Source organism: Streptomyces sp. ADI95-16, assembly GCF_003721495.1.
Lineage (GTDB): Bacteria > Actinomycetota > Actinomycetes > Streptomycetales > Streptomycetaceae > Streptomyces > Streptomyces goshikiensis.
The window spans coordinates 4,899,130-4,923,491 of sequence record NZ_CP033581.1 but is presented as its reverse complement, the minus strand read 5'-3'; the positions used below and the strand labels follow the sequence as shown (position 1 = coordinate 4,923,491).

Below are 24,362 nucleotides of genomic sequence, written 5' to 3'. Positions count from 1 at the left end.
GGCGCGGCGAAGTACGGCCGACGCGGCCACGGGCCGGGCCCGCTCGGCGCCGTCAGCCCGGGCGGCTAGGTTGCGCACATGACGACTGCGTTGATTACGGGATCCACGGCGGGCATCGGCGCCGCTTTCGCCCGGCGGCTCGCCGCCCAGGGGCACAACCTCGTACTGGTGGCCCGCGATACAAAGCGGCTCGCCGAACAGGCCACCGAGCTGCACGACCGGCACGGCATCGAGGCCGAGGTGCTGGCCGCCGACCTCGCCACCGAGGAGGGCATCGCCGCGGTCGAGCAGCGCCTCGACGACCGCACGCACCCGGTGGACCTGCTGGTCAACAACGCGGGCTTCGGCAACAAGGGGCGCTACCTCGAAGTCCCGATGGCCGACGAGCTGACCATGCTGAAGGTGCACGTCGAGGCGGTGCTGCGGCTGACCTCGGCGGCCACCGCGTCGATGCGTTCGCGCGGCCGCGGCGGGGTCATCAACGTGGCCTCGGTCGCCGCCTTCGTACCGCGCGGCACCTACGGGGCCAGCAAGGCGTGGGTCGTGCAGTTCACCCAGGGCGCGGCGCGGGACCTGTCGGGCTCCGGCGTGCGGCTGATGGCGCTGTGCCCGGGCTTCGTGCGCACGGAGTTCCACCAGCGGGCGGGCATGGGGACGGACAACATCCCGGGCTGGATGTGGCTCGACGCCGACAAGCTGGTGGCCTCGGCGCTGGCCGACCTGGCGCGGGGCAAGACGGTGTCGGTCCCGGACCCGCGCTACAAGGCGCTGATGGGCGTGGTGAAGCTGACGCCGCGCGGTCTGCTGGGCGGGATGTCCTCGCGTACGGGCCGCAAGTACGGCCCCCAGTAACAAAAAGGCATTGACTCCCTAAACTGGACATGTCCCATCTCCAGCGGGAGGCGACGCGATGACATTCGTACAAGTGATCGATTACGAGACCAGGCGGTTCGACGAGATGAACGCGCTCATCGACCGCTGGGCGGAGCAGAGCCGCGGGAAGCGCACCGCGACCCACACGATGATCGGCCAGGACCGCGAAGCCCGGAACCACTACGTGGACATGGTGGAATTCGCCTCGTACGAGGACGCCATGAGGAACTCTCACCTCCCCGAGACGGACCGGATGTTCGAGCAGATGGTGGCCCTCTGCGAGGGAATGCCGAAGTTCGTGAACCTCGACGTGGTCCGCGACGAGCACCTCAACAAGCAGCTGGTCGACCGGGTGTTCCGGGAAGTGCTCATGGGCGGCGACATGCGCGTCCTGGACGAGTGCTACGCGGTGAACTACATCGACCACGACGCCAGCAAGGCGGAGTCGACCGTCATCGGGCGCGACGCCATGCGGTCGGACGTGGAGACCTGGAGCAAGGCCTTCGACATGACCTTCGAGCCGGTGGCCCAGCTGTCCGAGGGCAACCTGGTCACGACGGTGTGGAACTGGCGCGGCACCCAGAAGGGCGAGTTCATGGGGGTCGCCTCGACCGGGAAGACGTACGAGATGTCGGGGAGCACCACCTTCCGCTGCCAGGGCGGGGAGATCACCGAGGGCTGGTGGCACTACAACCCCGGACAACTGCAACGCCAGATGGGCGGGTCGGGATCCCCGTACGGATCCTGAGAAATCCGGGAAGAACGGGGAAGGCCCCGTTCCGCGGCTGCGGAACGGGGCCTTCTCGGCGTGGGACGCGATCAGTGGCTGTGGCCGTGACCGTGGCCGTGACCGGCGTCGCCCTCTTCCTCGGCCGGCTTCTCGACGACCAGGGTCTCGGTCGTGAGCAGCAGGGAGGCGATGGAAGCGGCGTTCTCCAGCGCGGAGCGGGTGACCTTGACCGGGTCGATGACGCCGGCCTTGACCAGGTCGCCGTACTCGCCGGTGGCGGCGTTGAAGCCCTGGCCCTTGTCGAGCTCGGCGACCTTCGAGGTGATGACGTAACCCTCAAGACCGGCGTTCTCCGCGATCCAGCGCAGCGGCTCGACGGCGGCGCGGCGGACGACCGCGACACCGGTGGCCTCGTCGCCGGCCAGACCCAGGTTGCCTTCCAGCACCTTCACGGCGTGGACGAGCGCGGAGCCACCGCCGGAGACGATGCCCTCCTCGACCGCGGCGCGGGTCGCCGAGATGGCGTCCTCGAGGCGGTGCTTCTTCTCCTTGAGCTCCACCTCGGTGGCGGCGCCGACCTTGATGACGCAGACGCCGCCGGCGAGCTTCGCCAGGCGCTCCTGCAGCTTCTCGCGGTCCCAGTCCGAGTCGGTGGACTCGATCTCGGCCTTGATCTGGTTGACGCGGCCGAGGACCTCGGAGGACTCGCCCCCACCGTCGACGATGGTGGTGTCGTCCTTGGAGATGGTCACGCGGCGCGCGGAACCGAGTACGTCCAGACCGGCCTGGTCGAGCTTGAGGCCGACCTCCTCGGCGATGACGGTGGCACCGGTGAGGGTGGCCATGTCCTGGAGCATCGCCTTGCGGCGGTCGCCGAAGCCCGGGGCCTTGACGGCCACGGCGTTGAACGTGCCGCGGATCTTGTTGACGACGAGGGTGGAGAGCGCCTCGCCCTCGACGTCCTCGGCGATGATCAGCAGCGGCTTGGAGCCACCCGCCTGGATGACCTTCTCCAGCAGCGGCAGCAGGTCCTGGATGGACGAGATCTTGCCCTGGTTGATCAGGATGTACGGGTCGTCGAGGACGGCCTCCATACGCTCCTGGTCGGTGACCATGTACGGCGAGAGGTAGCCCTTGTCGAAGGCCATGCCCTCGGTGAACTCCAGCTCCAGGCCGAAGGTGTTCGACTCCTCGACGGTGATGACACCGTCCTTGCCGACCTTGTCCATCGCCTCGGCGATGAGCTCGCCGACCTGCTGGTCCTGCGCGGAGAGCGCGGCCACGGCGGCGATGTCGGACTTGTCCTCGATCGGGCGGGCGGTCGCGAGGAGCTCCTCGGACACGGCCTTGACCGCGGCGTCGATGCCCTTCTTCAGGGCGGCCGGGGAGGCACCCGCGGCGACGTTGCGCAGGCCCTCGCGGACGAGCGCCTGGGCCAGCACGGTGGCGGTGGTGGTGCCGTCACCCGCGATGTCGTTGGTCTTGGTCGCCACCTCCTTCACGAGCTGCGCGCCCAGGTTCTCGTACGGGTCGTCCAGCTCGACCTCGCGGGCGATGGTGACACCGTCGTTGGTGATGGTGGGGGCGCCGAACTTCTTGTCGATGACGACGTTGCGGCCCTTGGGACCGATCGTCACCTTGACCGTGTCGGCAAGCTTGTTGACGCCGCGCTCAAGAGCGCGACGGGCGTCCTCGTCAAACTTAAGAATCTTCGGCATGGGAGCGGTTCAGCCCTCTCGTTGCGATCCCCGGCCGCTCACCGCGACCGCCTAGAACGAACTACGCCCCTCGCCGCCCGGCATCAGCAGGGGTGACCAGGGGCGTAGCTCAAAGCAAAACTGGAGAAGTGACTTACTTCTCGACGATCGCGAGCACGTCGCGGGCCGAGAGGACGAGGTATTCCTCGCCGTTGTACTTCACTTCGGTGCCGCCGTACTTGCTGTACAGCACGACGTCGCCGACGGTGACGTCCAGCGGGAGACGCTGGCCGTCCTCGAAGCGACCCGGGCCCACCGCGAGGACGACGCCCTCCTGGGGCTTCTCCTTCGCGGTGTCCGGGATGACCAGGCCGGAGGCCGTGGTCTGCTCGGCGTCGAGCGGCTGGACCACAATGCGGTCCTCGAGCGGCTTGATGGCAACCTTGGAGCTGGTGGTCGTCACGATCCGGTCTCCCCCTTCGGAGATCTCACGGGGTTAACTGTTTTGGGGTGGCGACCAGGTGGTTCCGTCGTCGCGGGTGCCGGACCTACCTGTCGCTGCGTTGGCACTCACCAGTGGCGAGTGCCAGGCCCGAGACTATTCCGGCGATTAGCACTCGGTCAAGCGGAGTGCCAATCCAACTCCGTTCGGGTCGTGATCCGGCCACGTCACCCCGCCTGTTTCCGGCCCGCGGGCGGGTGCGGCCCGGAGGCTCCACGGCCCGATATGTGACGCTTGAGCGATGCGCATCCTGGTGGTCGAAGACGAAGAAGGCCTGGCCGAGTCCCTGCGGCGGGGCCTCTGCGCCGAGGGCCACTGGGTCGACGTCGCCCACGACGGCCACCGCGGCCTCGACCTCGCCCTCACCGGCGGGGCCGTCGACGGGGCCGCCGCCGGAACGGCCGGAGGGGCCGCCGGCTACGACGTCGTCGTGCTCGACCTGATGCTCCCCGGCCTCGGCGGCCACGAGATATGCACCCGCATGCGCGCCCACGGCGACCCCACGCCCGTCCTGATGCTCACCGCCAAGGACGGCGAACGCGACGAGGCCGACGGTCTCGACGCCGGCGCCGACGACTACCTCACCAAGCCGTTCTCCTTCGTCGTCCTCGCCGCGCGGCTGCGCGCCCTGGCCCGCCGAGCCGGCGCGCCCGATCCCGGGCGGGTGCTCCAGGCCGGGGACCTCGTCCTCGACCCGCCCGCCCGCCGCTGCCGCCGCGGCGACCGGGAGATCGAGCTGACCGCCCGTGAGCTCGGCGTCCTCGCCTGTCTGCTGGAGCGCCCCGGCGAGGCCGTCGCCAAGCAGGAGATCCTCGACCGGGTCTGGGACGGCCCGCAGGCCATCGACCCGAACATCGTGGAGGTGTACGTCTCCTCCCTCCGCCGCAAGATCGACGCCCCCTTCGGCCGCCGCTCGATCCTCACCGTCCACGGCACCGGCTACCGGATGGCCCCCGACGGTGGCTGACCGGACACGGATGGGCCCGCTCCGGCGGCGCGCCGCGCTGGCCGCCGCCCTCGCGATGGCGGCCGTCCTCGGCGCCGGCGGGCTGTGGCTGTACACGCTGCTGCGGGCGAACCTGCTCGACAACACCACCGGCCGCACCGAGCTCGCCGCCCGCAAGGTCGCCGCGCAGCTCGACACCGGCTCCCTGCCGCCCGGCGGGCGGCTGCCCGCGCCCGAGGGCGGCGTCGACCTGGTCCTCGTCAAGGACGCGCGGGGCCGGACCGTCGCCACCAGCGGGGACCCGAAGGACACCCCGGAGCTCGGCCGGCTGCGTCCCGCCGCCGGGGTGGACTCCCACTCGGCCGTACTGCCGCCCGCGCGCCCCGGCGCGGAACGGCGCGCGGTGGTCGTGGTGACGGCGCCCGACGGGCGCGAGGTGTACGCCGTGTACGCGGTCACCGTGCTCGGCGACGTCGACGACGCGACCCGGGCGGTCGCGGTCGGGATGCTGGCCGGCGCGCCCCCGCTGATCGGCTTCGCGGCGGCCCTGGCCTGGTGGGTGACCGGGCAGGCGCTGCGCCCGGTGACGGCGATCCGGACCGGGCTGGCGGCGGTCACGGCGAGCGAGCTGGACCGGCGGGTTCCGGACCCGGGCGGGGCGGACGAGATCGCCGAGCTGGCCCGGACCGTCAACGACACGCTCGACCGGCTGGAGCGCAGCGACGCCCGCCAGCGGCAGTTCACGGCGGACGCCTCGCACGAGCTGCGCAATCCGCTGGCGGCGGTCCGGTCCCGGCTGGAGGTGGCGCTGGAGCGGCCCGACCGGGAGTCGGTGGCGGCGGCCCTGGCCGATACCGAGCGGCTCCAGCGCATCGCGGCGGACCTCCTCCTGCTGGCCCGGCTCGACGGCGACGGCGACGGGGACCGGGCCGCCGGCCGGGCCGGGGCCGACGGCCGGGGCGGGGGCGGGGCCGGTCACGGCCGCTCCGAGCCGGTGGACCTGGCGCTGCTGGCCGCGGAGGACGTGGCGCGGCGCCCGGATCCCCGGGTTCCGGTACGGCTGGTGGCGCGGGCGCCCGTACCGGCGTCCGGGGATCCGGCGCGGCTGGAGCGGGCGCTGGCCAACCTGGTGGACAACGCGCTGCGGCACGCCCGCGCCGGGGTCACCGTCCGGGCCGGGGCGGACCCGGCCGGGGGCTGGGCGCTGCTGGAGGTCACGGACGACGGCCCGGGCATCCCGGAGGCGGACCGGGACCGGGTGTTCGAGCGCTTCGTACGGCTGGATCCGGACCGGAGCCGGGCCGCCGGCGGCACCGGGCTGGGCCTGGCCATCGCCCGGGAGATCGCGCGGGCGCACGGCGGCGACGTCCACGCGCTCGCCTCGTCCGCCGGGGGCGCGCGGCTGGTGCTGCGCGTGCCGGGGCGCGCGGCGGAAGGCATGCCGGAACGCGTGCCGGGACGCGTGCCCGGGCCCCTGGGCTCCTGAGGGCGGTTTCAGGATCCTCAGGGTTCCTTCAGCACCGCTCCCCCAGCATCGACTGGCATGAGCGCGCATCGCAGGAAGACCAGGCGCCGGCACCCGTCCCGCCGGCTCGGCCGCAAGCTGCTGATCACCGGCTGCGCGGTGACGGCGATCGCGGGCGGCACCGCCTGGTACGCGTACCAGGACCTGGCGGGGAGCATCGGCAGCTCGAAGGCCCTGGAGGGCGCCGAGAAGTCGAAGTTCGGAGATACGAACATCCTGCTCATGGGCCTGGACAGCCGCCGCGACCAGAACGGCGAGAAACTGCCGGAGGAGGTCCTCGACAAGCTGCACGCCGGGAGTTCCGACATCGGCGGCTACAACGCGAACACCCTGATCCTGTTGCACGTACCGGGCGACGGCGGGCGGCCGACGGCCTTCTCCGTCCCGCGCGACGACTTCGTGGCGATCCCCGGGCACGGGAAGGACAAGGTCAAGAAGGCGTACGGGCTGGCGAAGGCGGCCAGGGAGGACGCCCTCACCGCGCAGGGCGTCAAGGACCAGCGGGAGCTGGAGCGGAAGGGCCGCGAGGCGGGCCGCAAGGCGCAGCTGGAGACCGTACGGAACTTCCTGGGCGTCCCGGTCGATCACTTCGCCGAGCTCAATCTGGCCGGCTTCTACCACCTGGCCGACGCGCTGAAGGGCGTACCGGTGTGCCTGAACAAGCCGGTGAAGGACAAGTACTCGGGAGCGGACTTCCGGGCGGGCCGCCAGAACCTGAACGGGCAGCAGTCGCTGGCCTTCGTACGGCAGCGGCACGGTCTGGAGGCGGGCGACCTGGACCGGACGAAACGGCAGCAGGCCTTCCTCGCGGGCGCGACGCACAAGCTGAATTCGGTCGGGACCTTCACCGATCCGACGAAGCTGATGAAGCTGATCGACTCGGCGAAGGAGGACGTGGTGACCGACGCCGGATGGGATCTGCTGTCCTTCGTGAAACAGGCCAAAAACCTGTCCGGAGGTAAAACGAGGTTCGTGACGCTCCCCATAGAGCGCTTCGGAAGGAACCATGGGGAGGACATCAACGTCGTAGATGATATGAAGATAAAGCGCCTCATTGCCGAGCAGATCGGACCCAAGGCTTCCGAAGGCCCGGGCAGCCCGAGCACCCCGCCGGCATCCGGTGAGGCGTCATCGGCGGCGCCTCCCGGGGCGCCCGCCTCGTCGCCCTCCCCCGGCTCCCCCGGGAAGGGCGCCGCGGACGGTGGCGGCATCCCGTGCGTGGACTGAGGCCCCTGACGGCGGCCGGCGCGCGCCGCCGCACGGAAGCGCTGCTCCTCCTCTTCGTCATCGCCATCGCCGTCTTCGGCCACGTGAGCGCCGGCCTGGCGATGAACGGCGAGCTGCCGCCGAACCTCGCCGGCTTCACGCTCAGCATGACCCTGCTGTCGCTGGTGGGACACCTGGGCGTGCGCCGGTTCGCGGCGTACGCGGACCCGCTGATCCTGCCGCTGGCCATGCTGCTGACGGGGCTCGGGCTGGTGCTGATCCACCGGCTCGACCAGAGCTACATCGAGCGGTACGGGGGCGCCCCGAACGCCCCCGACCAGCTGCTGTGGACGGTGGTCGGGTTCGCCGCGTGCCTGCTGGTGCTGGCGCTGCTGCGCGACCACCGGCTGCTGCAGCGGTTCATCTACATCACCATGGCGGTGGCGCTGGTGCTGCTGATCGCGCCGGTGTTCTTCGGCGCGGACACGTACGGCGCGAAGCGCTGGATCATCCTGTTCGGCTTCTCACTCCAGCCCGGCGAGTTCGTGAAGATCATGATCGCGGTCTTCTTCGCGGGCTACCTGGTCGTCCACCGCGACTCGCTGTCCCTGACCGGCCGCAGGTTCCTGGGCATGCGGCTGCCGCCGATGCGTCAGCTCGGGCCGATCGTCACGGTGTGGATCGTGTCGATGCTGGTGCTCGTCTTCGAGCGCGACCTCGGCACGTCGCTGATCTTCTTCGGCGTGTTCGTGGTGATGCTGTACGTCGCCACCGAGCGCACCAGCTGGATCGTGTGCGGTCTGTTCATGGCGGCGGTGGGCGCCTTCGCGGTGGGCTCGACCGAACCGCACGTCAAGGCGCGCGTGGCCGCCTGGCTCAACCCGCTGTCCTACTACTGGAAGGACCGGCCGCCGGGCGTCACCTCGGACCAGTCGGCGCAGGCGCTGTTCAGCTTCGGCACGGGCGGGATGTCCGGCACGGGGCTGGGCATGGGCCACCCGGAGCTGATCAAGTTCGCGGGCCGCAGCGACTTCATCCTGACCACGGTGGGCGAGGAACTGGGCCTGGCCGGCGTCATGGCCGTCCTGATCCTCTACGCCCTGCTGGTGCAGCGGGGCCTGCGCATGGCCCTCGGCGCGCGCGACCCGTTCGGCAAGCTGCTGGCGGTCGGCCTCTCGGCGGCGCTGGCCCTCCAGGTCTTCGTGGTCGCGGGCGGCGTGACGGGCCTGATCCCCCTGACCGGCAAGGCCCTCCCGTTCCTTGCGAAGGGCGGCTCGTCCCTCCTGGCCAACTGGATCATGATCGCCCTGCTGCTCCGCATCAGCGACAGCGCGGAACGCGGCCGCCAGGCGGACGCCCGCGGCCCGGCGGAAACGACGATCACCCCGGTGGTGGTAACGCCGCACCCCGAGAACGCCCTGCCCAGCGGACCCCCGGGGTAGCCGCCGTAGCCGCGGTGGCCGCGGTGGCCGCGGGCCGTCGTCAGGGGCGCGGGATCAGAGGTAGTCCTCCAGGCGGCCTATCGCGTAGCCCTGCTCCTGGATGCGGCGGAGCATGCGCGTCGTCATCTCGATCTCCGTCGAGCCCTTGAGTTCCGCCTTGCCGCGGAAGTGGGCCAGGACGATGTCCCCCGGCTTCAGCGCCGAGCCCTCGGCGTACTGGAAGTTGTTGATCTGCATCGACACCCGCCACAGCACCACCGACGAGATCCCGCACTCCGAAGCGGCCTTGAGGGTGTCGGCGTTGTAGTTGCCGAACGGCGGGCGGAACATCGGGGGGCGGTGGCCGAAGCGCTTCTCCAGCCGGTCCTGCTGGCCGCATATCTCCTTCTTCTGCGCCGCGAAGGAGAGGGTGCGCAGGTTCGGGTGCGTCAGGGTGTGGTTGTTTATCGTGCTGCCGCTGCCGTTGTCGCGGAGCTTCTCGAAGTGCCCGTAGTCCGACGAGGCCACGCTGTCCGTCAGGAACATGGAGATGGGCAGCTTCAGTTCGGCCGCCATCTTCAGGAACTCGGGGTCCTTCTCGGCGCCGTCGTCGAAGGTCAGGAAGACGACCTTCTCGCCCGGCGGGACGGGTATTCGGTCCACCACCGGGACCTTCCCCGGCGCCGCCGGGGGCAGGGCGGGCTTCCGGTCGGGCTTCGGGGCGAACTTGAGGGGCTCCGAGAGCCCCCAGCGCTTGTACGCGTCTCCCGTGTCCGCCCCCGCCCCCGCGGACGGCCGGGCGGACGCCGAGGGCGAGCCCGCGGCCTGCGGGCTCGCCTCCTGCGAGGCCTTGCGGCCCATCCGTTCGATCGGGTCCGCGCTCTTCCCGCACCCCGACAGGGACAGCGCGAGCGCACCGGCCGCCAGCGTTCCGGCTACCAACCGGCGCGCGTACTTCACAGATAGTCCTCCAGCCGAGCCACGGCGTACCCCTTGTCCGTGACGGTCTTCATGACATGACGGATCATGTCAGGCATCGACCCCTTCCAATCGTCCTTACCGCGGAAATGCGTGAGGATGATGTCACCGGGGTGCAGGTCCCGGTCCCACTCCCGGTAGTCCATGCGGTTGACGAACGCCTCGGCGTTCCACAGCGGGACCGCCTTGATGCCGCAGGACTTGGCCGCCTTGAGGGTGTCCTGGTTGTAGTTCCCGTACGGCGGCCGGAAGAGGGTCGGGCGCTTGCCGAACACCCTCTGGATCGTGTCCTGCTGGCCGCAGATCTCCTCGCGCTGCTGGTCGTAGGAGAGCCCGGGCATGTACCGGTGGTTGAGGGTGTGGTTGTTGAGGGTGACCCCGGCGGCCTGCATCTCCTTGAAGTACGGGTAGTTGTCCCGTACCAGGTAGTCGCTGAGGAACGCGGTGTACGGGATCTTCAGTTCCCGCATCATCTTCAGGAACTCGGGGTCCTTCTCGGCGCCGTCGTCGATGGTGAGGAAGACGACCTTGTCCTCCGTCGGGACGGTGGTGAAGACGTGCGGCAGTTCGTCGCCGCCTTCCACCTCGAAGCCCTCGCGGGTGCTGATCTCCGGCTTCTCCTTCGGCGCGGCCGGAGCCATGAGCGGGGTCTTGACCAGGCCCCAGCGCTTGGCGGCGGCGACGCGGGCCTGCTGGGCCGCCTTCGCCCTCTCCGCCTGGGCGAGTGCGCCGGCCGCGCCCGACTCGGCGCCCTTGCCGGCCTTCGTCTTCTCGGTCTTGTCCGGCGCCGCGGACTCCGAGGAGCCGCACGCCGTTCCCAGGCCGGCGACCAGCAGCGCGGCCAAGACCACCCCGAACCGGCCGCGCGCACGCCCCGCGGACCGGTGACCGTATTGCTTCCGATTTCCCTTTTGTCCTACTAGCTGCATAACAGCGGATCCTTGCACCGGCGGCCCGCGCCGCCCGGGCGACACCGCGAGCGGACGCCGACCTTCCACCGACTGGCCCACAATGAACCGGTGACCCCCGAAGACTTCGCCGCCCTCCTCGCCCCCGAGGGCCGCGCCCTCCTCGACTCGCTCCGCGCCTACGACCCCGCCCAGGAGCTCGCCGTCGCCACCCGGCTCCGCCGCGAGCACCCCGCCGCGCTGGTCTCCGCCGCGCTCGGGCAGGCGCGGCTGCGGCAGCGGGCGGTGGCGAAGTTCGGCGCCGAGGACGCGTACCGGATGTACTTCACGCCCGGCGGCGGCGAGATGGCCACCCGCGCCTCGGTCGCCTCCTACCGCGCCGGGCGGCTGGCGGCCCTCGGCGTGCGCAGCGTCGCCGACCTGTGCTGCGGCATCGGCGGGGACGCCCTCGCCCTGGCCCGGCTCGGCATCCGGGTGCTGGCGGTGGACCGCGACCCGCTCACCGTCGCCGTCGCGCGCGCCAACACCGAGGCGCTGGGCCTGGCGGACCTGATCGAGGTCCGGGAGGCGGACGTGACGGAGGTGGACACCTCCGCGTACGACGCCGTGTTCATCGACCCGGCCCGGCGCGGCGGGCGCGGCCGCGTCTTCGACCCGGAGGGCTACTCCCCGCCGCTGTCCTGGGCCGTCCGGACCGCCCTGACGGCCCGGTACGCCGCGATCAAGATCGCCCCCGGCATCCCGCACGAGGCGGTGCCGAAGGAGGCCGAGGCCGAATGGATCTCCGACACCGGTGACGTCAAGGAGGCCGTGCTCTGGTTCGGCACCGCCCCCGGCACCGTCCGCGCCACCCTGCTCCCCGGGCCGCGCGCGCTGGAGACCGCCGACCCGCTGCCCGACCCCGAGGCCGGGCCGGTCGGCCGCTACCTCTACGAGCCCGACGGCGCGGTGATCCGGGCCCACCTGGTCGCCGAGGTCGCCGAGCAGCTCGACGGCCGGCTCATCGACCCGACCATCGCCTACGTCACCGCCGACGAGCTGCGCGCGACGCCGTACGCGACGGCGTACGAGATCACCGACGTCCTGCCCTTCGGCCTGAAGAAGCTGAAGGCCCTGCTGCGCGAGCGCGGCGTCGGCATCCTGACGGTGAAGAAGCGGGGCTCCGCGATCGAGCCCGAGGAACTGCGCAGGAAGGTCAAGCCGCAGGGCCCGAACTCCGCGACCGTGTTCCTGACCCGGGTGGCGGGAGCGCCGTCGATGCTGATCGGCTCGCCGGCGCCCGAACCGTCGCCGGCGCCGTCGCCAGCGCCCTCGCCCGAGCCGGCGGCCGAACCGGCGGCCGCGCCCTCGCCCGAGCCCGGTACTACCGCGCCGTAGGGGTGCGGCCGAGGCGGAGCGCCCAGCGGTAGTGGGCGCCCGCCTTCCCGAGGCCCAGCAGGCCGGTGATCCACAGGATCATGCCGAGGCCCATGCAGTACGCGACCTCGCTGTACGTGTCGGAGCCCGGCCGGGCCGACACCGCGACGCCGAAGGTGAGCCAGAGCCCGAGCGCGGCCGGCCCCAGGGAGGCCAGCAGCCAGGCCAGGCTCAGCCAGGGAGCCCGCAGCAGGCCGTCGGTGGCCGGATCCCGGTCCGTCTCCGCCCAGGCGCACTGCAGTTGCCGCACCGCGCGGTCCCGGCGGGCGCCCCAGGCGAACCAGATCCCGGCCGGGACCAGGACGCCCACGCCGAGCACGGCGAAGACGAGGCCGAGGACGTTCGAGCCCGCGTCGCCCTGCTCGAAGGCCATCAGGGCCATGCCGACGAAGGACCAGCCGAGCGCGAACACCGCGGAGACCGCCCACAGCAGCAGCAACTGGCCGACACCCAGGGCCCGGCGCCCCAGTTCCCGCAGGAACCGGGCCCGGTCGGCCCGTACCGCGCGCTCGTCCATCCAGGCGCGCAGGTGCGCGGGCGGAGGCGGGGGCGGCAGGTCACGGCGAGGCATGCCCATGACGATATCCGCACCCGGGCATCAGCCCTCGCCGACCTCCACCGACTCGAAGCGCCAGCGGTGCACGGCCCGCGCGATCAAGTCGGCGGCGGGCTCCGGAAGTTCGGGCAGCTCCGCCGCCACCCCCTCGGCCGCCTCCCACCAGGTGATGACGAGCACCCGGTCCTGCGGGGCCCGGAACACCTCACGGCGCACCGGCTCTTCGGCCAGCACCTGCGAACGGGCCCACTCCAGCAGCTCGTTGCCCCGCCCGCCGACGGCCCGGGCCTCCCACATCAGCGCGACGGTGCTCATGAGTACAGGTTGTCCTTGCTCATCTCGTGGACGTGGTCGTGGTCGTGCGCGTGGCCGTGATCGTGCTCGTGCTCGTGCGTGTGCGCCGTGCCCGGCACGTGCGGGTCCGTCACCGGGAGGGAGGAGTCGGCCGAGAGGTCCCAGTCCGAGGCCGGGCGGTTCCGCTTGACCATCTCCGCGCCCAGCGCCGCCACCATCGCGCCGTTGTCGGTGCACAGCTTCGGCCGCGGCACCCGCAGGATGATCCCCGCGTCGTCGCAGCGCTCCTGCGCCAGCGAACGCAGCCGGGAGTTGGCCGCGACACCGCCGCCGATCATCAGGTGGTCGACGCCCTCGTCCTTGCACGCGCGGATCGCCTTGCGCGTCAGCACGTCCACCACGGCCTCCTGGAAGGACGCCGCCACATCGCGCACCGGCACCTCCTCGCCCGCCTTCCGCTTCGCCTCGATCCAGCGGGCGACCGCCGTCTTGAGGCCGGAGAAGGAGAAGTCGTACGCCGCGTCGCGCGGCCCCGTCAGCCCGCGCGGGAAGTTGATCGCCTTCGGGTCGCCCTCGCGCGCGAGCCGGTCGATGACCGGGCCGCCGGGGAAGCCCAGCTGGAGTACGCGCGCGATCTTGTCGAAGGCCTCGCCGGCCGCGTCGTCGATGGTCGCGCCGAGCGGGCGGACGTCGGAGGTGATGTCCGGGGCCAGCAGCAGCGAGGAGTGCCCGCCGGAGACCAGCAGCGCCATCGTCGGCTCCGGCAGCGGCCCGTGCTCCAGCTGGTCGACGCAGATGTGCGAGGCCAGGTGGTTCACCCCGTACAGCGGCTTGCCCAGCGCGTACGCGTACGCCTTCGCCGCCGAGACGCCCACCAGCAGCGCCCCCGCGAGGCCCGGCCCGGCGGTGACCGCGATGCCGTCGAGGTCGCGGGCGCTGACCCCGGCCTCCTTCAGGGCGCGCTCGATGGTCGGGACCATCGCCTCCAGGTGTGCGCGGGAGGCGACCTCCGGCACGACCCCGCCGAAGCGCGCGTGCTCGTCGACGCTGGAGGCGATCGCGTCCGCGAGGAGGGTGGTGCCGCGGACGACGCCGACGCCGGTCTCGTCGCAGGAGGTCTCGATGCCGAGGACGAGCGGTTCGTCAGCCATGGGTCTCACCTTGTACGGGTACGGAGCTTGCGGGATCGGAAAGGCGCATCACGAGCGCGTCGACGTTGCCGGGCTGGTAGTAGCCCCGCCGGAAGCCGATGGGCTCGAAGCCGAAGCGCTCGTACAGCTTCTGGGCGCGGGTGTTGTCCACCCGTACCTCCAGGAGCACCTCGGCGCATTCGAAGGCGGTGGCGGCGCGCAGCAGGTCGGTGAGCAGCCGGGCGCCGAGCCCGGTGCCCCACTGGTCGCGCGCGGCCGCGATGGTCTGTACGTCGCCCAGGTCGCCGGCGGCGGACAGCCCGGCGTAGCCGACCAGGCGGCCGTCCGGGGTCTCGGCGACGATGTAGCGGCGGGTGGCCCCGGGGCCGCGCGCGTGGGCGAGCTCGGACCAGAACATGCCCGCGGACCAGGCGTCCTCGGGGAACAGCTCGTGTTCCAGTTCCAGCACGGGCTCGATGTCCCACCAGCGCATCTCGCGCAGTACCGCTGTCACTGCGGGGTGACCACCTTGTAGTTCTTCGGCACCTCGGCGTCGGGCCGGCGCAGGTAGAGCGGGGTCGGCGGGAGGAACTCCGCCCCGGCGGCCAGTCGCTCGGCGGCCAGCGCGGCGAGGGCGGCGGCCGACTGGTGCTCGGGGTCGCGGGCGTCCGGGAAGACCTCGGGGTACAGGCGGGCCCCCTGGCCGACGGCGGGCAGGCCGGCGACGCGCTCGGCGATGTCGGCCGGGCGGTCGACCGCGGGCTCCCCGACCCGGGTGCGCGGGTCCTCGTACCGGGCCCAGTAGACCTCCTTGCGCCGCGCGTCGGTGGCGACGGTGAAGGGGCCCTCGATCCCGGCGGCGCCCGCGGCGTACGCGAGCCCGTCGAGGGTGCACAGGCCGTGCACGGGGACGCCGAGGACGGCGGCGAAGGTGGAGGCGGTGACGAGGCCGACGCGGAGCCCGGTGTAGGGGCCGGGGCCGACGCCGACGACGACGCCGGTGACGGCTTCGAGCTTGACCCCGGCCCGGGCGAGGACGGCGTCGACGGAGGGCAGCAGGAGCTCCCCGTGGCGGCGGGCGTCGACCTGGTTCGACTCGGCGAGGACGGACTCGCCGTCGTGCAGGGCGACGGTGACGGCGGGCGTGGCGGTATCTACAGCGAGCAAGAGCACGCGAACAGCCTACGACTCCGGGGGCGGAGGGCCTCGCGGCCGGTCGTGGAGCGGCCCGGCTGCTACCTTTCGACCGAGGTGCCCGTGCGGTACCGGATCACGGCACGCGTGGAGAGGTGGAGCAAGGTGGGACGCAGCAGCTCGGGAATCGTGGCGGGGCTCACCGTCGCGGCACTGGCCGCCGTCGGCTTCCTCGGCTACCAGGCCTCCGCGACGGCGCCCGCGCTCCCGCCGAAGGCCGCCGGCCAGGCCCCGAGCCCCGCCGCGAGCCCGTCCGGCGCCGCGCCCGCCAAGCAGGATCCGGCCAAGCCGGCGGCCCTGCCGGAGAACTCCGGCACCGGGACCCGGGTCGTGTACTCGCTGTCCCAGAAGCGGGTGTGGCTGGTCGGGGAGGGTGGCGCGCCCAAGTCGTTCACGGTGATGCCGAGCACGGTGCACCCGAAGCCGGGTGCCTACACGGTCAAGGTCGGCGCGCGTTCGGGCGCGGTCACCGGATCGGACGGGGTGCCGATCGAGCACGTCGTGCGCTTCGCCACGGCCGAGGGCGTCGCGGTCGGGTTCAGCGCCCGGGTGGACGGTTCGATGCCGGAGCCCGACCCGAACAAGAAGACCGGCGGCATCCGGATGTCGCGCCTGGACGGGGACGCCATGTGGGCCTTCGCGACGATCGACTCGAAGGTCGTCGTCGTTTCCTGACGGATCTTCCCCCTGCATTCACCCGTACGGGATCAGGACATCAGGCCGCTTCGGACTCCGGGGCGGCCGCTTCCGTCGTGGCGCCCTCGGACTCCTCCGGCAGCGCCCATCCCCACGCGGGCGGTGTGGACACCGCGCTGGCGGCCATGCCCGCCGCCAGCAGCGCCCTCATGGACAGGGCGGACGGGCGGGGGTCGCCGTGCACTGCCGCGTCTGCCGACATGGCTGCCTCCTGGGGGTCCGGACGCCGAACTTAGGCATACCTAAGAAAGCTTCGGTACCATGTGACCACGACCCCCACCACCAGCGCAATATCTTGCCGACGAGTTGTCGGTACGTTTACCCCCGGCGGCCGCCGGGACGGCCACCGGGGCGGTCGTCCCCGGGGCGATCGCCGGGACGGACGGCTACTCCGAGAGGACTCCGGAGAGCTCCTCCAGCCCGGCGCCGTCCGCCCAGCGCGCCCCGACCCCGTGCACCGAGACCTCCCGGACATCGTCCAGGACCTCCTCGTGCCCGACCGCCCGCGCGATGACCACGTGCAGCCGGTCGTCGGAGAGCTCCTCGACCTTGCCGTCGCCCCACTCCACGACGACCACGGACTCGGGCAGCGAGACGTCCAGGTCCAGGTCCTCCATCTCGTCCAGCCCGCCGCCGAGCCGGTACGCGTCCACGTGCACCAGCGGCGGTCCGTCCCCCAGCGGGGGGTGCACCCGGGCGATCACGAAGGTCGGCGAGGTCACGGCCCCGCGCACCCCGAGACCCTCGCCCAGGCCCCGGGTCAGGGTGGTCTTGCCGGCGCCGAGCTCGCCGGTCAGCAGCACGAGGTCGCCGGGGCGCAGCAGGCCCGCGATCCTGCGGCCCAGCTCCCGCATGGAGTCCGGGGAGTCGACGGTGACGAGGGCCTGGGCAGCGGCGTCAGTGGCCCGGCTGCGGGGTACTTCCTGCGGTTCCTGCGGTGCTTCCCGCGGTACTTCTTCCATGCCCGCCAACGTTAGTCGCTGCGGCCACGGCTCCGGTGCGCACCAGCAGGTCGCCCAGCAGCCCCGTCACGGTCTCCGGGTACTCCAGCATCATCAGGTGCCCGGCGGACTCCAGGACGGTCAGCTCGGCGGCCGGCAGCTCGGCCTTGATGGCCTCGCTGTGCGCCGCCGGGGTGATCATGTCGCGGTCCCCGGCGATGACGGTGACGGGGATGTCCGCGAACCGCTGGAGCGCGGCGGACTTGTCGTGGATCTGGAACGCCGGGTAGAACTCCGCGACCACGTCGATGGGGGTGGTCTCGATGAGCCGCTCGGCGAAGCGGGCGACGGCCGGGTCCACGTCGCGCGAGCCGAACGAGTAGCGCTTGACCATCCCGGCGAAGAGGTCGGCGGTGGCCCGGCGGCCCTTCTCGACCAGCTCGACCTGGGAGCCGAGCGCCCTCAGCACCCCGGGCAGCACCCGCCGCACCGCGCTCAGCCCGGCGGCGGGCAGCGGCAGCCCGTACGTGACCTCGCCCAGGCCCCCGCTGGAGGTGCCGATCAGGGCCACCCCGAGCACGCGGTCCCGTACCAGCCCGGGGAACTGCTCGGCCAGCGCCATGATCGTCATACCGCCCATGGAGTGCCCGACGAGCACGAGCGGGCCCTCGGGCGCGGCCGCGTCGATGACGGCCTTCAGGTCGCGGCCGAGCTGCTCGATGGTCACGGGGTCGCCGTCGGCCTGGGCGAGACCGCGCGCGGAGCGGCCGTGGCTGCGCTGGTCCCAGTAGACGGAGCGGACCACGCCGCGCAGGGCGGCGCGCTGGAAGTGCCAGGAGTCCTGGCTGAGGCAGTAGCCGTGGCAGAACACGACGGTCGGCGCGGCCGCGGCCTTGCGGCGCAGCAGGCGGCCCCGGCTGCCCTTCTCCTCGGGCAGCTCGTCGGTCTCGTAGTAGATCTCGGTGGCGTCCTCGGCGCGGGTGGTCCCCTCGGTGCCGCGCAGGGACCCGTAGTCCCCGGCGGCGTCGAGCGCGAGGCGGGCCTTCATGCGCATGCCGCGGCCTACGGTGAGCCGCTCCATGGCGACTCCGGCCGCCGCGCCCGCCGCGATGACACCGATGGCGGCGCCGGCCCAGCCGGCCTTGCGCCAGTTCTCGCTCACGCCGTCGCCCACGCCGTCACCCACGCCCGTCCTCGCTCAGCCGTTGCGGTACACCCGGGGCACCCGGCCGCCGATACGGGTGACGATCTCATACGCGATGGTGTCGGCGGCCTGCGCCCAGTCCTCGGCGGTGGGTTCGCCGCCGTCGCCGGGGCCGAAGAGGACGGCCTCGTCACCCGCCTCGACCAGGTCGTCGGGGCCGAGGTCGACGACGAACTGGTCCATCGCGACGCGCCCGGCGACGGTACGGACCTTCCCGCCGACCAGCACCGGCCCGCGGCCGGAGGCGTGGCGCGGGACGCCGTCGGCGTACCCGGCGGGGATCAGCGCGAGGCGCGTGTCCCCGGCGGTGACGTGGTGGTGCCCGTAGCTGACGCCGTGCCCGGCGGGGACGGCCTTGACCAGCGCCACGGAGGCCTTGAGGGTCATCGCCGGGCGCAGCCCGAGCTGGGCGGGCGTGCCGAGCTCGGGGGCGGGCGACACGCCGTAGACGGCGAGGCCGCAGCGGACGAGGTCGAAGTGGCTCTCGGGGAGGGTGAGGGTCGCGGGCGAGTTGGCGATGTGCCGGACCTCGGGCTCGACGCCCTCCTTCTCGGCGTACGCGAGCATGTCGCGGAACGCGGCGAGCTGGAGCGGGACGGAGGGGTGGCCGGGCTCGTCGGCGCAGGCGAAGTGCGACCAGAGGCCGGTGACCCGGACGGTGCCCTCGGCCTGGGCGGCGACGGCCGCGCCGACGAGCTCCGCCCAGTCGGCGGGCTGGCAGCCGGCCCGGCCGAGGCCGGTGTCGGCCTTCAGCTGGATCCGCGCGGTGCGGCCGGCGGCGCGGGCGGCGGCCCGTACCTCGTCGAGGGCCCACAGGGCGCTGACGGAGACGTCGATGCCGGCCTCGACGGCCTCCCGCCAGGGCCCGCCGGGGGTCCACAGCCAGCACATGAGGGGAGCGTCGATGCCGGCGGCGCGGAGCGCGAGGGCCTCCTGGGGCGTGGCGGTACCGATCCACGCCGCGCCGGCGTCCAGGGCGGCGCGGGCGCAGGGGACGGCGCCGTGCCCGTAGCCGTCCGCCTTGACGACGGCCATGACCCGGGCGCGCGGCGCCCGCTCCCGCAGGGCGCGCACGTTGTCCCGTACGGCATCAAGATCGATCTCGGCGTACACGCGCGTCGCTGTCTCGTTCATCCCGCACAGTCTCTCAGAACGCCCGCCCCACCCCCTCCGTGGCTCGACGCGGCGCGCGGCACGGGCGGCGGCGTCAGGGGTGTTGGCGCCAGGCTTCCGGGAGGGACTCGGCGATGTGCTGGGCCAGGAGGGGGGCGCCGGAGGCGGCTCGGCGGGCCGCCAGGCCGTGCAGGTACGCGCCCACCGAGGCGGCGTCCACCGCGTCCAGGCCCGCCGCCAGCAGGGACCCCGTGAGCCCCGAGAGGACGTCACCGCTGCCCGCGGTCGCCAGCCACGGCGTCCCCGTCGGGTTCACCCGTACCGGCCCCCCGGCGGCGGACACCAGCGTCGTCGAGCCCTTCAGCAGCGCCACCGCCCCGTACTTCGCGGCCAGCGCGCGGACCGACGTCAGCCGGGCCGCTTCCACCTCCTCCCGCGAGACCCCCAGCAGCGCCGCCGCCTCCCCCGCGTGCGGGGTCAGCAGCGTCGGGGCCGGCCGGCCCCGCAGCACCGCCGGGTCCAGCCCGCGCAGCCCGTCCGCGTCGACCAGCACCGGCACCGGGTCCGCCAGGACCTCCGCGACCTCGGCGGCCCGGCCGGTGCCCAGTCCCGGGCCGATCACCCACGCCTGCACCCGGCCCCGCCCGATCAGCGTCTCCGGGTACCGCGCGAGCACCGCGTCCACCGCCGGCCCCACGTACCGCACCGCGCCCGCGCCGCCCCGCAGCGCCCCCGACACGGCCAGCACCGCCGCGCCCGGGTACTGCGCCGACCCGGCGACGACCCCGACCACGCCCCGCCGGTACTTGTCGCTCGAAGCCGTCGGCACCGGCAGCAGCGCCCCCACCTCGGCGTCCTGCAGCGCCTCGACCTCCGGTTCGGGCAGCGACAGCCCGATGTCCACCAGCCGCACCGCCCCGGCCCGCGAGGCCCCGGGGTCGATGAGCAGCCCCGGCTTGTACGCCCCGAACGTCACCGTGACGTCGGCCCGTACGGCCGCTCCCGCCACTTCCCCGGTGTCCGCGTCCACCCCGCTCGGCAGGTCCACGGCCACCACCACCGCCCCGGCGGGGATCCGCTCCACCAGGGCCGCCGCGGCCGGCCGCAGGCCGCCCCGCCCGCCGATCCCGACGAGCCCGTCAAGGACCAGGTCGGCCCGCGCGGGAACGCCGTCCGCGAGCCGGCCGCCGGCCGCCAGGAGCGCCCGTAGCCCGCCCTCGTGGATCCGCTCCGGATCCATCGCCACCGCCGTCACCCCGGCCCCGCGCCGCGCGAGCCGCGCGCCCGCGTACAGGGCGTCGCCGCCGTTGTCCCCGGGGCCGACCAGCAGGACGACGCGCGCCCCGTACACCTTCCGCAGCAGCCCCGCGCACACGGCGGCCAGCCCGGCCGCGGCCCGCTGCATCAGGGCGCCCTCCGGCAGCCTGGCGATCAGCTCGCGCTCGGCGGCCCGTACGGTCTCCACGCTGTAAGCAGTACGCATGCCCCCAGCCTGCCCGACGGACCTCCCGGCAGACCTCCCGACGGACCTCCCGACGGACCTTCCGGGCGACCCCTCGCGCCCCTCGCCTCGACTACCCCTCGGCGATCACCACGGCGGAGGCCACCCCCGCGTCGTGGCTCAGCGAGATGTGCCAGGACTTCACGCCCAGCGCCCGCGCCCTCCGCTCGACCGTCCCGGACACCCGCAGCCTCGGCTGCCCGCTCTCCTCGACGTACACCTCGGCGTCCGTCCACAGCAGCCCGGCGGGCGCGCCGAGCGCCTTGGCCAGGGCCTCCTTCGCCGCGAACCGGGCGGCGAGCGAGGCGACCCCGCGCCGCTCGCCGCTCGGCAGCGTCAACTCGGCATCGATGAAGAGCCGCCCCGCCAGGTGCGGCGTCCGCTCCAGCGCGGCGCCGAACCGCTCGATCTCGGCAACGTCAATCCCCACACCGATAATCACAACACCAGACCCCTGCCTGCTCCGCCATCTACTCCACCGTCACCGATTTCGCGAGATTACGCGGCTGGTCCACCTCGTTGCCCCGGGCCGTCGCCAGCTCGCACGCGAACACCTGCAACGGCACCGTCGCCACCAGCGGCTGGAGCAGCGTCGGCGTGGCCGGGATCCGGATCAGGTGGTCGGCGTACGGGACGACCGCCTCGTCGCCCTCCTCCGCGATCACGATGGTCCGCGCCCCGCGCGCCCGGATCTCCTGGATGTTCGACACGATCTTGTCGTGCAGCACCGAGCGCCCGCGCGGCGACGGCACGACCACCACCACCGGCAGGTCCTCCTCGATCAGCGCGATCGGCCCGTGCTTGAGCTCGCCCGCCGCGAAGCCCTCGGCGTGCATGTACGCCAGCTCCTTGAGCTTGAGCGCGCCCTCCAGCGCCACCGGGTACCCGACGTGCCGCCCCAGGAACAGCACCGTGTCCTTGTCCGCCAGCGACCGCGCCAGCGCCCGCACCGGCTCCATGGTCTCCAGTACGGTCTCCACCGCGCCGGCGATCTCCGACAGCTCCCGGATCACCGCCTCGATCTCGTCGCCCCACTTCGTACCCCGCACCTGCCCGAGGTACAGCGCGACCAGATAGCAGGCCACCAGCTGCGTCAGGAACGCCTTGGTCGAGGCGACGGCCACCTCCGGACCGGCGTGCGTGTACAGCACGGCGTCCGATTCGCGGGGGATAGTCGACCCGTTCGTATTGCAGACGGCCAGCACCCTGGCGCCCTGCTCGCGCGCGTGCCGCAGCGCCATCAGGGTGTCCATGGTCTCGCCGGACTGCGAGATCGCGATCACCAGCGTCCGCTGGTCCAGGATCGGGTCGCGGTAGCGGAACTCGCTCGCCAGCTCCGTCTCGCACGGGATGCGGGTCCAGTGCTCGATCGCCAGCTTCGCGATCATGCCCGCGTGGTACGCCGTACCGCACGCCACGATCACGACCTTGTCGACCTCCCGGAGCACCGAGGCGGGGATGCGCACCTCGTCCAGGGTCAGCGAGCCGTTCGCGTCGATCCTGCCCAGGAGGGTGTCGGCGACAGCCTTCGGCTGCTCGGCGATCTCCTTGAGCATGAAGTAGTCATATCCCCCCTTCTCGGCCGCCGAGGCGTCCCAGTCCACGTGGTACGCCCGCACGGTCGCCGGCGCACCGCCGAAGTCGGTCACCGTCACCCCCTCGCGGCGGAGCTCGACGACCTGGTCCTGCCCCAGCTCGATCGCGGACCGCGTGTGGGCGATGAAGGCGGCCACGTCCGAGGCGAGGAAGTTCTCGCCTTCTCCAACGCCCACCACCAGGGGCGAGTTCCGGCGGGCGCCGACCACCACGTCCGGCGCGTCGGCGTGCACCGCGACCAGCGTGAACGCGCCCTCCAGCCGCCGGCAGACCTGCCGCATGGCCTCCGCCAGGTCCCCGCAGGCACCGAAGCGCTCCGCCAGCAGGTGCGCCACGACCTCGGTGTCCGTCTCGGACTCCAGCCGGTGCCCGCGCTCGGCCAGCTCCTCGCGCAGCGCGGCGAAGTTCTCGATGATCCCGTTGTGGACGACGGCCACCCGCCCCGCGTTGTCGAGGTGCGGGTGCGCGTTGATGTCGGTGGGCCCGCCGTGGGTCGCCCACCGGGTGTGCCCGAGCCCCGCGGAGCCGGCCGGCAGCGGGTGCCCCACCAGCTCCTTCTCCAGATTGACCAGCTTGCCGGCCTTCTTGGCGGTGGCCAGCTCCCCGTCCGTGAGCACGGCGACCCCGGCCGAGTCGTAGCCGCGGTACTCCAGTCGCTTGAGTCCGGCGATGACCACATCGAGCGCCGACTGCGCTCCCACGTAACCCACAATTCCGCACATAGGCGGCAGGGTACGCCCCCGTCCGGCTCCTGCCAGGGACCTGAACAAGACGAAAACCCACGCCGGTGACCCCACCCGTGACCCCGCCCGCAACCGTGCCCCCGGCCCCGTACGTGACCGAGCCCACCACCCACAACCGGCCCCGAGCCCCGACAATGGCCCTGTGATCACTTCGCCGCCACGAAGCACGCCGGACAGCGCGATGGAGCGCCCCGACCGGACCGACCGGGCCGACCGCCCCCCGCGCCGGGCCGAGGTCTCGCCGTACGTCGACCTCACCCGGGCCGAGTGGAGCGCCCTGAGAGAGCGGACCCCGCTCCCCCTCACCGCCGACGAGGTCGAGCGGCTGCGCGGTCTCGGCGACGTCATCGACCTCGACGAGGTCCGGGACGTCTACCTCCCGCTCTCCCGCCTCCTCAACCTGTACGTGGGCGCCACCAGCCAGCTGCGCGGCACCCTGAACACCTTCCTCGGGGACGCCGGCAACGGTCACGGCGCCCAGCAGGGCACGCCCTTCGTCATAGGCGTCGCCGGCTCCGTCGCCGTCGGCAAGTCCACGGTGGCCCGCCTGCTCCAGGCCCTGCTCGCCCGCTGGCCCGAGCACCCCCGCGTCGAGCTCGTCACCACCGACGGCTTCCTCTACCCCATGAAGGAGCTCCAGCGGCGCGGTCTGACCGCCCGCAAGGGCTTCCCCGAGTCGTACGACCGCCGCGCGCTGACCCGCTTCGTCGCCGACATCAAGGCCGGCAAGGACGAGGTCACGGCCCCGGTGTACTCGCACCTGATCTACGACATCGTCCCGGGCGAGCGGCTCGTCGTACGCCGCCCCGACATCCTCATCGTCGAGGGGCTCAACGTCCTCCAGCCGGCCCTGCCCGGCAAGGACGGCCGCACCCGCGTCGGCCTCGCCGACTACTTCGACTTCAGCGTGTACGTGGACGCCCGCCCCGAGGACATCGAGCGCTGGTACCTCAACCGGTTCCGCAAGCTCCGCGAGACCGCGTTCCAGAACCCGTTCTCCTACTTCCGCAAGTACACCCAGGTCTCCGAGGAGGAGGCCCTGGAGTACGCGCAGACCATGTGGCGCACGATCAACAAGCCCAACCTGCTGGAGAACGTCGCCCCCACCCGCGGCCGCGCCACCCTCGTCGTCCGCAAGGGCCCTGATCACAAGGTGCAGAAACTCAGCCTCCGCAAGCTCTGACCGCCCGGC

The 24,362-nt window shown here is 72.7% G+C and carries 25 protein-coding genes; 9 read left to right on the top strand and 16 right to left on the bottom strand.

Annotation, left to right across the window (positions count from 1 at the left end; all coding sequences use genetic code 11):
• Window positions 1–78 precede the first annotated feature (78 nt).
• Both EES41_RS22030 and EES41_RS22025 read left to right on the top strand, forming a co-directional pair.
• Window positions 79–852, top strand: coding sequence for an SDR family oxidoreductase (locus EES41_RS22030; protein ID WP_123079985.1), 774 nt, complete (start codon window positions 79–81; stop codon window positions 850–852).
• Window positions 853–910: 58 nt separating this feature from the next.
• Window positions 911–1,621 carry an ester cyclase gene (locus EES41_RS22025; protein WP_123079984.1) on the top strand — a complete coding sequence of 237 codons (711 nt, stop codon included), beginning with the start codon at window positions 911–913 and terminating at the stop codon, window positions 1,619–1,621.
• 71 nt (window positions 1,622–1,692) lie between these two features.
• On the opposite strand, the gene groL is transcribed toward EES41_RS22025, so the two are convergent.
• Window positions 1,693–3,321 (bottom strand): chaperonin GroEL, encoded by a 1,629-nt coding sequence (groL, locus tag EES41_RS22020; RefSeq protein ID WP_123079983.1) that lies wholly within the window; start codon window positions 3,319–3,321, stop codon window positions 1,693–1,695.
• 133 nt (window positions 3,322–3,454) lie between these two features.
• Complete coding sequence (gene groES, locus EES41_RS22015; RefSeq protein ID WP_008739621.1) at window positions 3,455–3,763, bottom strand: co-chaperone GroES; 309 nt, start codon at window positions 3,761–3,763, stop codon at window positions 3,455–3,457.
• A gap of 280 nt (window positions 3,764–4,043) precedes the next feature.
• Between groES and EES41_RS22010 the strand changes: the two genes are divergently transcribed.
• Genes EES41_RS22010 through EES41_RS21995 form a run of 4 tightly spaced genes read left to right on the top strand, consistent with a single transcriptional unit; the run spans window position 4,044 to window position 8,921 of the window.
• A complete protein-coding gene (locus tag EES41_RS22010; RefSeq protein ID WP_123079982.1) occupies window positions 4,044–4,769 on the top strand; it encodes a response regulator transcription factor in 726 nt (241 codons plus the stop codon).
• Entirely contained in the window at window positions 4,762–6,234 is a 1,473-nt protein-coding gene (locus EES41_RS22005) for a cell wall metabolism sensor histidine kinase WalK (protein ID WP_254211536.1), read from the top strand. The genes EES41_RS22010 and EES41_RS22005 overlap by 8 nt, the downstream gene beginning before the upstream one ends.
• Before the next feature lie 57 nt (window positions 6,235–6,291).
• The gene (locus EES41_RS22000) at window positions 6,292–7,500 is read left to right on the top strand and encodes an LCP family protein (RefSeq protein ID WP_123079980.1); all 1,209 of its coding nucleotides are present in this window, start codon (window positions 6,292–6,294) and stop codon (window positions 7,498–7,500) included.
• Window positions 7,488–8,921 (top strand): FtsW/RodA/SpoVE family cell cycle protein, encoded by a 1,434-nt coding sequence (locus EES41_RS21995; protein ID WP_123079979.1) that lies wholly within the window; start codon window positions 7,488–7,490, stop codon window positions 8,919–8,921. Before EES41_RS22000 ends, EES41_RS21995 begins: the two co-directional genes overlap by 13 nt.
• A gap of 54 nt (window positions 8,922–8,975) precedes the next feature.
• On the opposite strand, the gene EES41_RS21990 is transcribed toward EES41_RS21995, so the two are convergent.
• The gene (locus tag EES41_RS21990; protein WP_123082624.1) at window positions 8,976–9,842 is read right to left on the bottom strand and encodes a polysaccharide deacetylase family protein; all 867 of its coding nucleotides are present in this window, start codon (window positions 9,840–9,842) and stop codon (window positions 8,976–8,978) included.
• A 14-nt stretch (window positions 9,843–9,856) separates the two neighbouring features.
• Window positions 9,857–10,729, bottom strand: coding sequence for a polysaccharide deacetylase family protein (locus EES41_RS21985; RefSeq protein WP_123079978.1), 873 nt, complete (start codon window positions 10,727–10,729; stop codon window positions 9,857–9,859).
• A 168-nt stretch (window positions 10,730–10,897) separates the two neighbouring features.
• Here EES41_RS21985 and EES41_RS21980 point away from each other — a divergent pair, with 168 nt between their 5' ends.
• Entirely contained in the window at window positions 10,898–12,163 is a 1,266-nt protein-coding gene (locus tag EES41_RS21980; RefSeq protein ID WP_123079977.1) for a methyltransferase domain-containing protein, read from the top strand.
• Here EES41_RS21980 and EES41_RS21975 read toward each other — a convergent pair.
• From EES41_RS21975 to tsaB, 5 genes are read right to left on the bottom strand one after another with little or no spacing between them, the layout of a single operon-like run.
• Window positions 12,150–12,773, bottom strand: coding sequence for a hypothetical protein (locus EES41_RS21975; protein ID WP_250568366.1), 624 nt, complete (start codon window positions 12,771–12,773; stop codon window positions 12,150–12,152). The genes EES41_RS21980 and EES41_RS21975 overlap by 14 nt on opposite strands.
• Before the next feature lie 27 nt (window positions 12,774–12,800).
• Entirely contained in the window at window positions 12,801–13,073 is a 273-nt protein-coding gene (locus EES41_RS21970; RefSeq protein ID WP_123079975.1) for a hypothetical protein, read from the bottom strand.
• Window positions 13,070–14,203, bottom strand: coding sequence for a tRNA (adenosine(37)-N6)-threonylcarbamoyltransferase complex transferase subunit TsaD (tsaD, locus tag EES41_RS21965; protein WP_123079974.1), 1,134 nt, complete (start codon window positions 14,201–14,203; stop codon window positions 13,070–13,072). Before tsaD ends, EES41_RS21970 begins: the two co-directional genes overlap by 4 nt.
• Window positions 14,196–14,675 carry a ribosomal protein S18-alanine N-acetyltransferase gene (rimI, locus tag EES41_RS21960; RefSeq protein WP_100581990.1) on the bottom strand — a complete coding sequence of 160 codons (480 nt, stop codon included), beginning with the start codon at window positions 14,673–14,675 and terminating at the stop codon, window positions 14,196–14,198. Before rimI ends, tsaD begins: the two co-directional genes overlap by 8 nt.
• 17 nt (window positions 14,676–14,692) lie before the next feature.
• Window positions 14,693–15,355: a tRNA (adenosine(37)-N6)-threonylcarbamoyltransferase complex dimerization subunit type 1 TsaB gene (tsaB, locus tag EES41_RS21955; protein ID WP_123079973.1), complete on the bottom strand. Its 663-nt coding sequence runs from the start codon at window positions 15,353–15,355 to the stop codon at window positions 14,693–14,695.
• A gap of 126 nt (window positions 15,356–15,481) precedes the next feature.
• Here tsaB and EES41_RS21950 point away from each other — a divergent pair, with 126 nt between their 5' ends.
• Window positions 15,482–16,051, top strand: coding sequence for a hypothetical protein (locus EES41_RS21950; RefSeq protein ID WP_164495904.1), 570 nt, complete (start codon window positions 15,482–15,484; stop codon window positions 16,049–16,051).
• Window positions 16,052–16,091: 40 nt separating this feature from the next.
• On the opposite strand, the gene EES41_RS21945 is transcribed toward EES41_RS21950, so the two are convergent.
• The 7 genes from EES41_RS21945 to glmS all read right to left on the bottom strand — a co-directional run bounded on the left by EES41_RS21945 (window position 16,092) and on the right by glmS (window position 23,149).
• A complete protein-coding gene (locus EES41_RS21945; RefSeq protein ID WP_123079972.1) occupies window positions 16,092–16,274 on the bottom strand; it encodes a hypothetical protein in 183 nt (60 codons plus the stop codon).
• A gap of 184 nt (window positions 16,275–16,458) precedes the next feature.
• Complete coding sequence (tsaE, locus tag EES41_RS21940; protein ID WP_078489046.1) at window positions 16,459–17,034, bottom strand: tRNA (adenosine(37)-N6)-threonylcarbamoyltransferase complex ATPase subunit type 1 TsaE; 576 nt, start codon at window positions 17,032–17,034, stop codon at window positions 16,459–16,461.
• The gene (locus EES41_RS21935) at window positions 16,970–18,199 is read right to left on the bottom strand and encodes an alpha/beta fold hydrolase (protein ID WP_123079971.1); all 1,230 of its coding nucleotides are present in this window, start codon (window positions 18,197–18,199) and stop codon (window positions 16,970–16,972) included. Before EES41_RS21935 ends, tsaE begins: the two co-directional genes overlap by 65 nt.
• A gap of 12 nt (window positions 18,200–18,211) precedes the next feature.
• Window positions 18,212–19,351, bottom strand: a complete 1,140-nt coding sequence (alr, locus tag EES41_RS21930) for an alanine racemase (protein WP_123079970.1) — start codon at window positions 19,349–19,351, stop codon at window positions 18,212–18,214.
• Between the two features lie 73 nt (window positions 19,352–19,424).
• A complete protein-coding gene (locus EES41_RS21925) occupies window positions 19,425–20,813 on the bottom strand; it encodes an NAD(P)H-hydrate dehydratase (protein ID WP_123079969.1) in 1,389 nt (462 codons plus the stop codon).
• Between the two features lie 91 nt (window positions 20,814–20,904).
• Window positions 20,905–21,273 (bottom strand): holo-ACP synthase, encoded by a 369-nt coding sequence (locus EES41_RS21920; protein WP_008739648.1) that lies wholly within the window; start codon window positions 21,271–21,273, stop codon window positions 20,905–20,907.
• Window positions 21,274–21,301: 28 nt separating this feature from the next.
• Window positions 21,302–23,149 (bottom strand): glutamine--fructose-6-phosphate transaminase (isomerizing), encoded by a 1,848-nt coding sequence (gene glmS, locus EES41_RS21915; protein WP_123079968.1) that lies wholly within the window; start codon window positions 23,147–23,149, stop codon window positions 21,302–21,304.
• 202 nt (window positions 23,150–23,351) lie between these two features.
• Between glmS and coaA the strand changes: the two genes are divergently transcribed.
• The gene (gene coaA, locus EES41_RS21910; RefSeq protein ID WP_008739652.1) at window positions 23,352–24,353 is read left to right on the top strand and encodes a type I pantothenate kinase; all 1,002 of its coding nucleotides are present in this window, start codon (window positions 23,352–23,354) and stop codon (window positions 24,351–24,353) included.
• Window positions 24,354–24,362 lie beyond the last annotated feature (9 nt).

Coding starts and splice junctions, on each gene's coding strand:
- EES41_RS22030 (WP_123079985.1), top strand. CDS start 79: ATGACGACTGCGTTGATTACGGGATCCACGGCGGGCATCGGCGCCGCT.
- EES41_RS22025 (WP_123079984.1), top strand. CDS start 911: ATGACATTCGTACAAGTGATCGATTACGAGACCAGGCGGTTCGACGAG.
- groL (WP_123079983.1), bottom strand. CDS start 3,321: ATGCCGAAGATTCTTAAGTTTGACGAGGACGCCCGTCGCGCTCTTGAG.
- EES41_RS22010 (WP_123079982.1), top strand. CDS start 4,044: ATGCGCATCCTGGTGGTCGAAGACGAAGAAGGCCTGGCCGAGTCCCTG.
- EES41_RS22000 (WP_123079980.1), top strand. CDS start 6,292: ATGAGCGCGCATCGCAGGAAGACCAGGCGCCGGCACCCGTCCCGCCGG.
- EES41_RS21975 (WP_250568366.1), bottom strand. CDS start 12,773: ATGCCTCGCCGTGACCTGCCGCCCCCGCCTCCGCCCGCGCACCTGCGC.
- EES41_RS21970 (WP_123079975.1), bottom strand. CDS start 13,073: ATGAGCACCGTCGCGCTGATGTGGGAGGCCCGGGCCGTCGGCGGGCGG.
- tsaD (WP_123079974.1), bottom strand. CDS start 14,203: ATGGCTGACGAACCGCTCGTCCTCGGCATCGAGACCTCCTGCGACGAG.
- rimI (WP_100581990.1), bottom strand. CDS start 14,675: ATGCGCTGGTGGGACATCGAGCCCGTGCTGGAACTGGAACACGAGCTG.
- EES41_RS21945 (WP_123079972.1), bottom strand. CDS start 16,274: ATGTCGGCAGACGCGGCAGTGCACGGCGACCCCCGCCCGTCCGCCCTG.
- tsaE (WP_078489046.1), bottom strand. CDS start 17,034: ATGGAAGAAGTACCGCGGGAAGCACCGCAGGAACCGCAGGAAGTACCC.
- alr (WP_123079970.1), bottom strand. CDS start 19,351: ATGAACGAGACAGCGACGCGCGTGTACGCCGAGATCGATCTTGATGCC.
- EES41_RS21925 (WP_123079969.1), bottom strand. CDS start 20,813: ATGCGTACTGCTTACAGCGTGGAGACCGTACGGGCCGCCGAGCGCGAG.
- glmS (WP_123079968.1), bottom strand. CDS start 23,149: ATGTGCGGAATTGTGGGTTACGTGGGAGCGCAGTCGGCGCTCGATGTG.
- coaA (WP_008739652.1), top strand. CDS start 23,352: ATGGAGCGCCCCGACCGGACCGACCGGGCCGACCGCCCCCCGCGCCGG.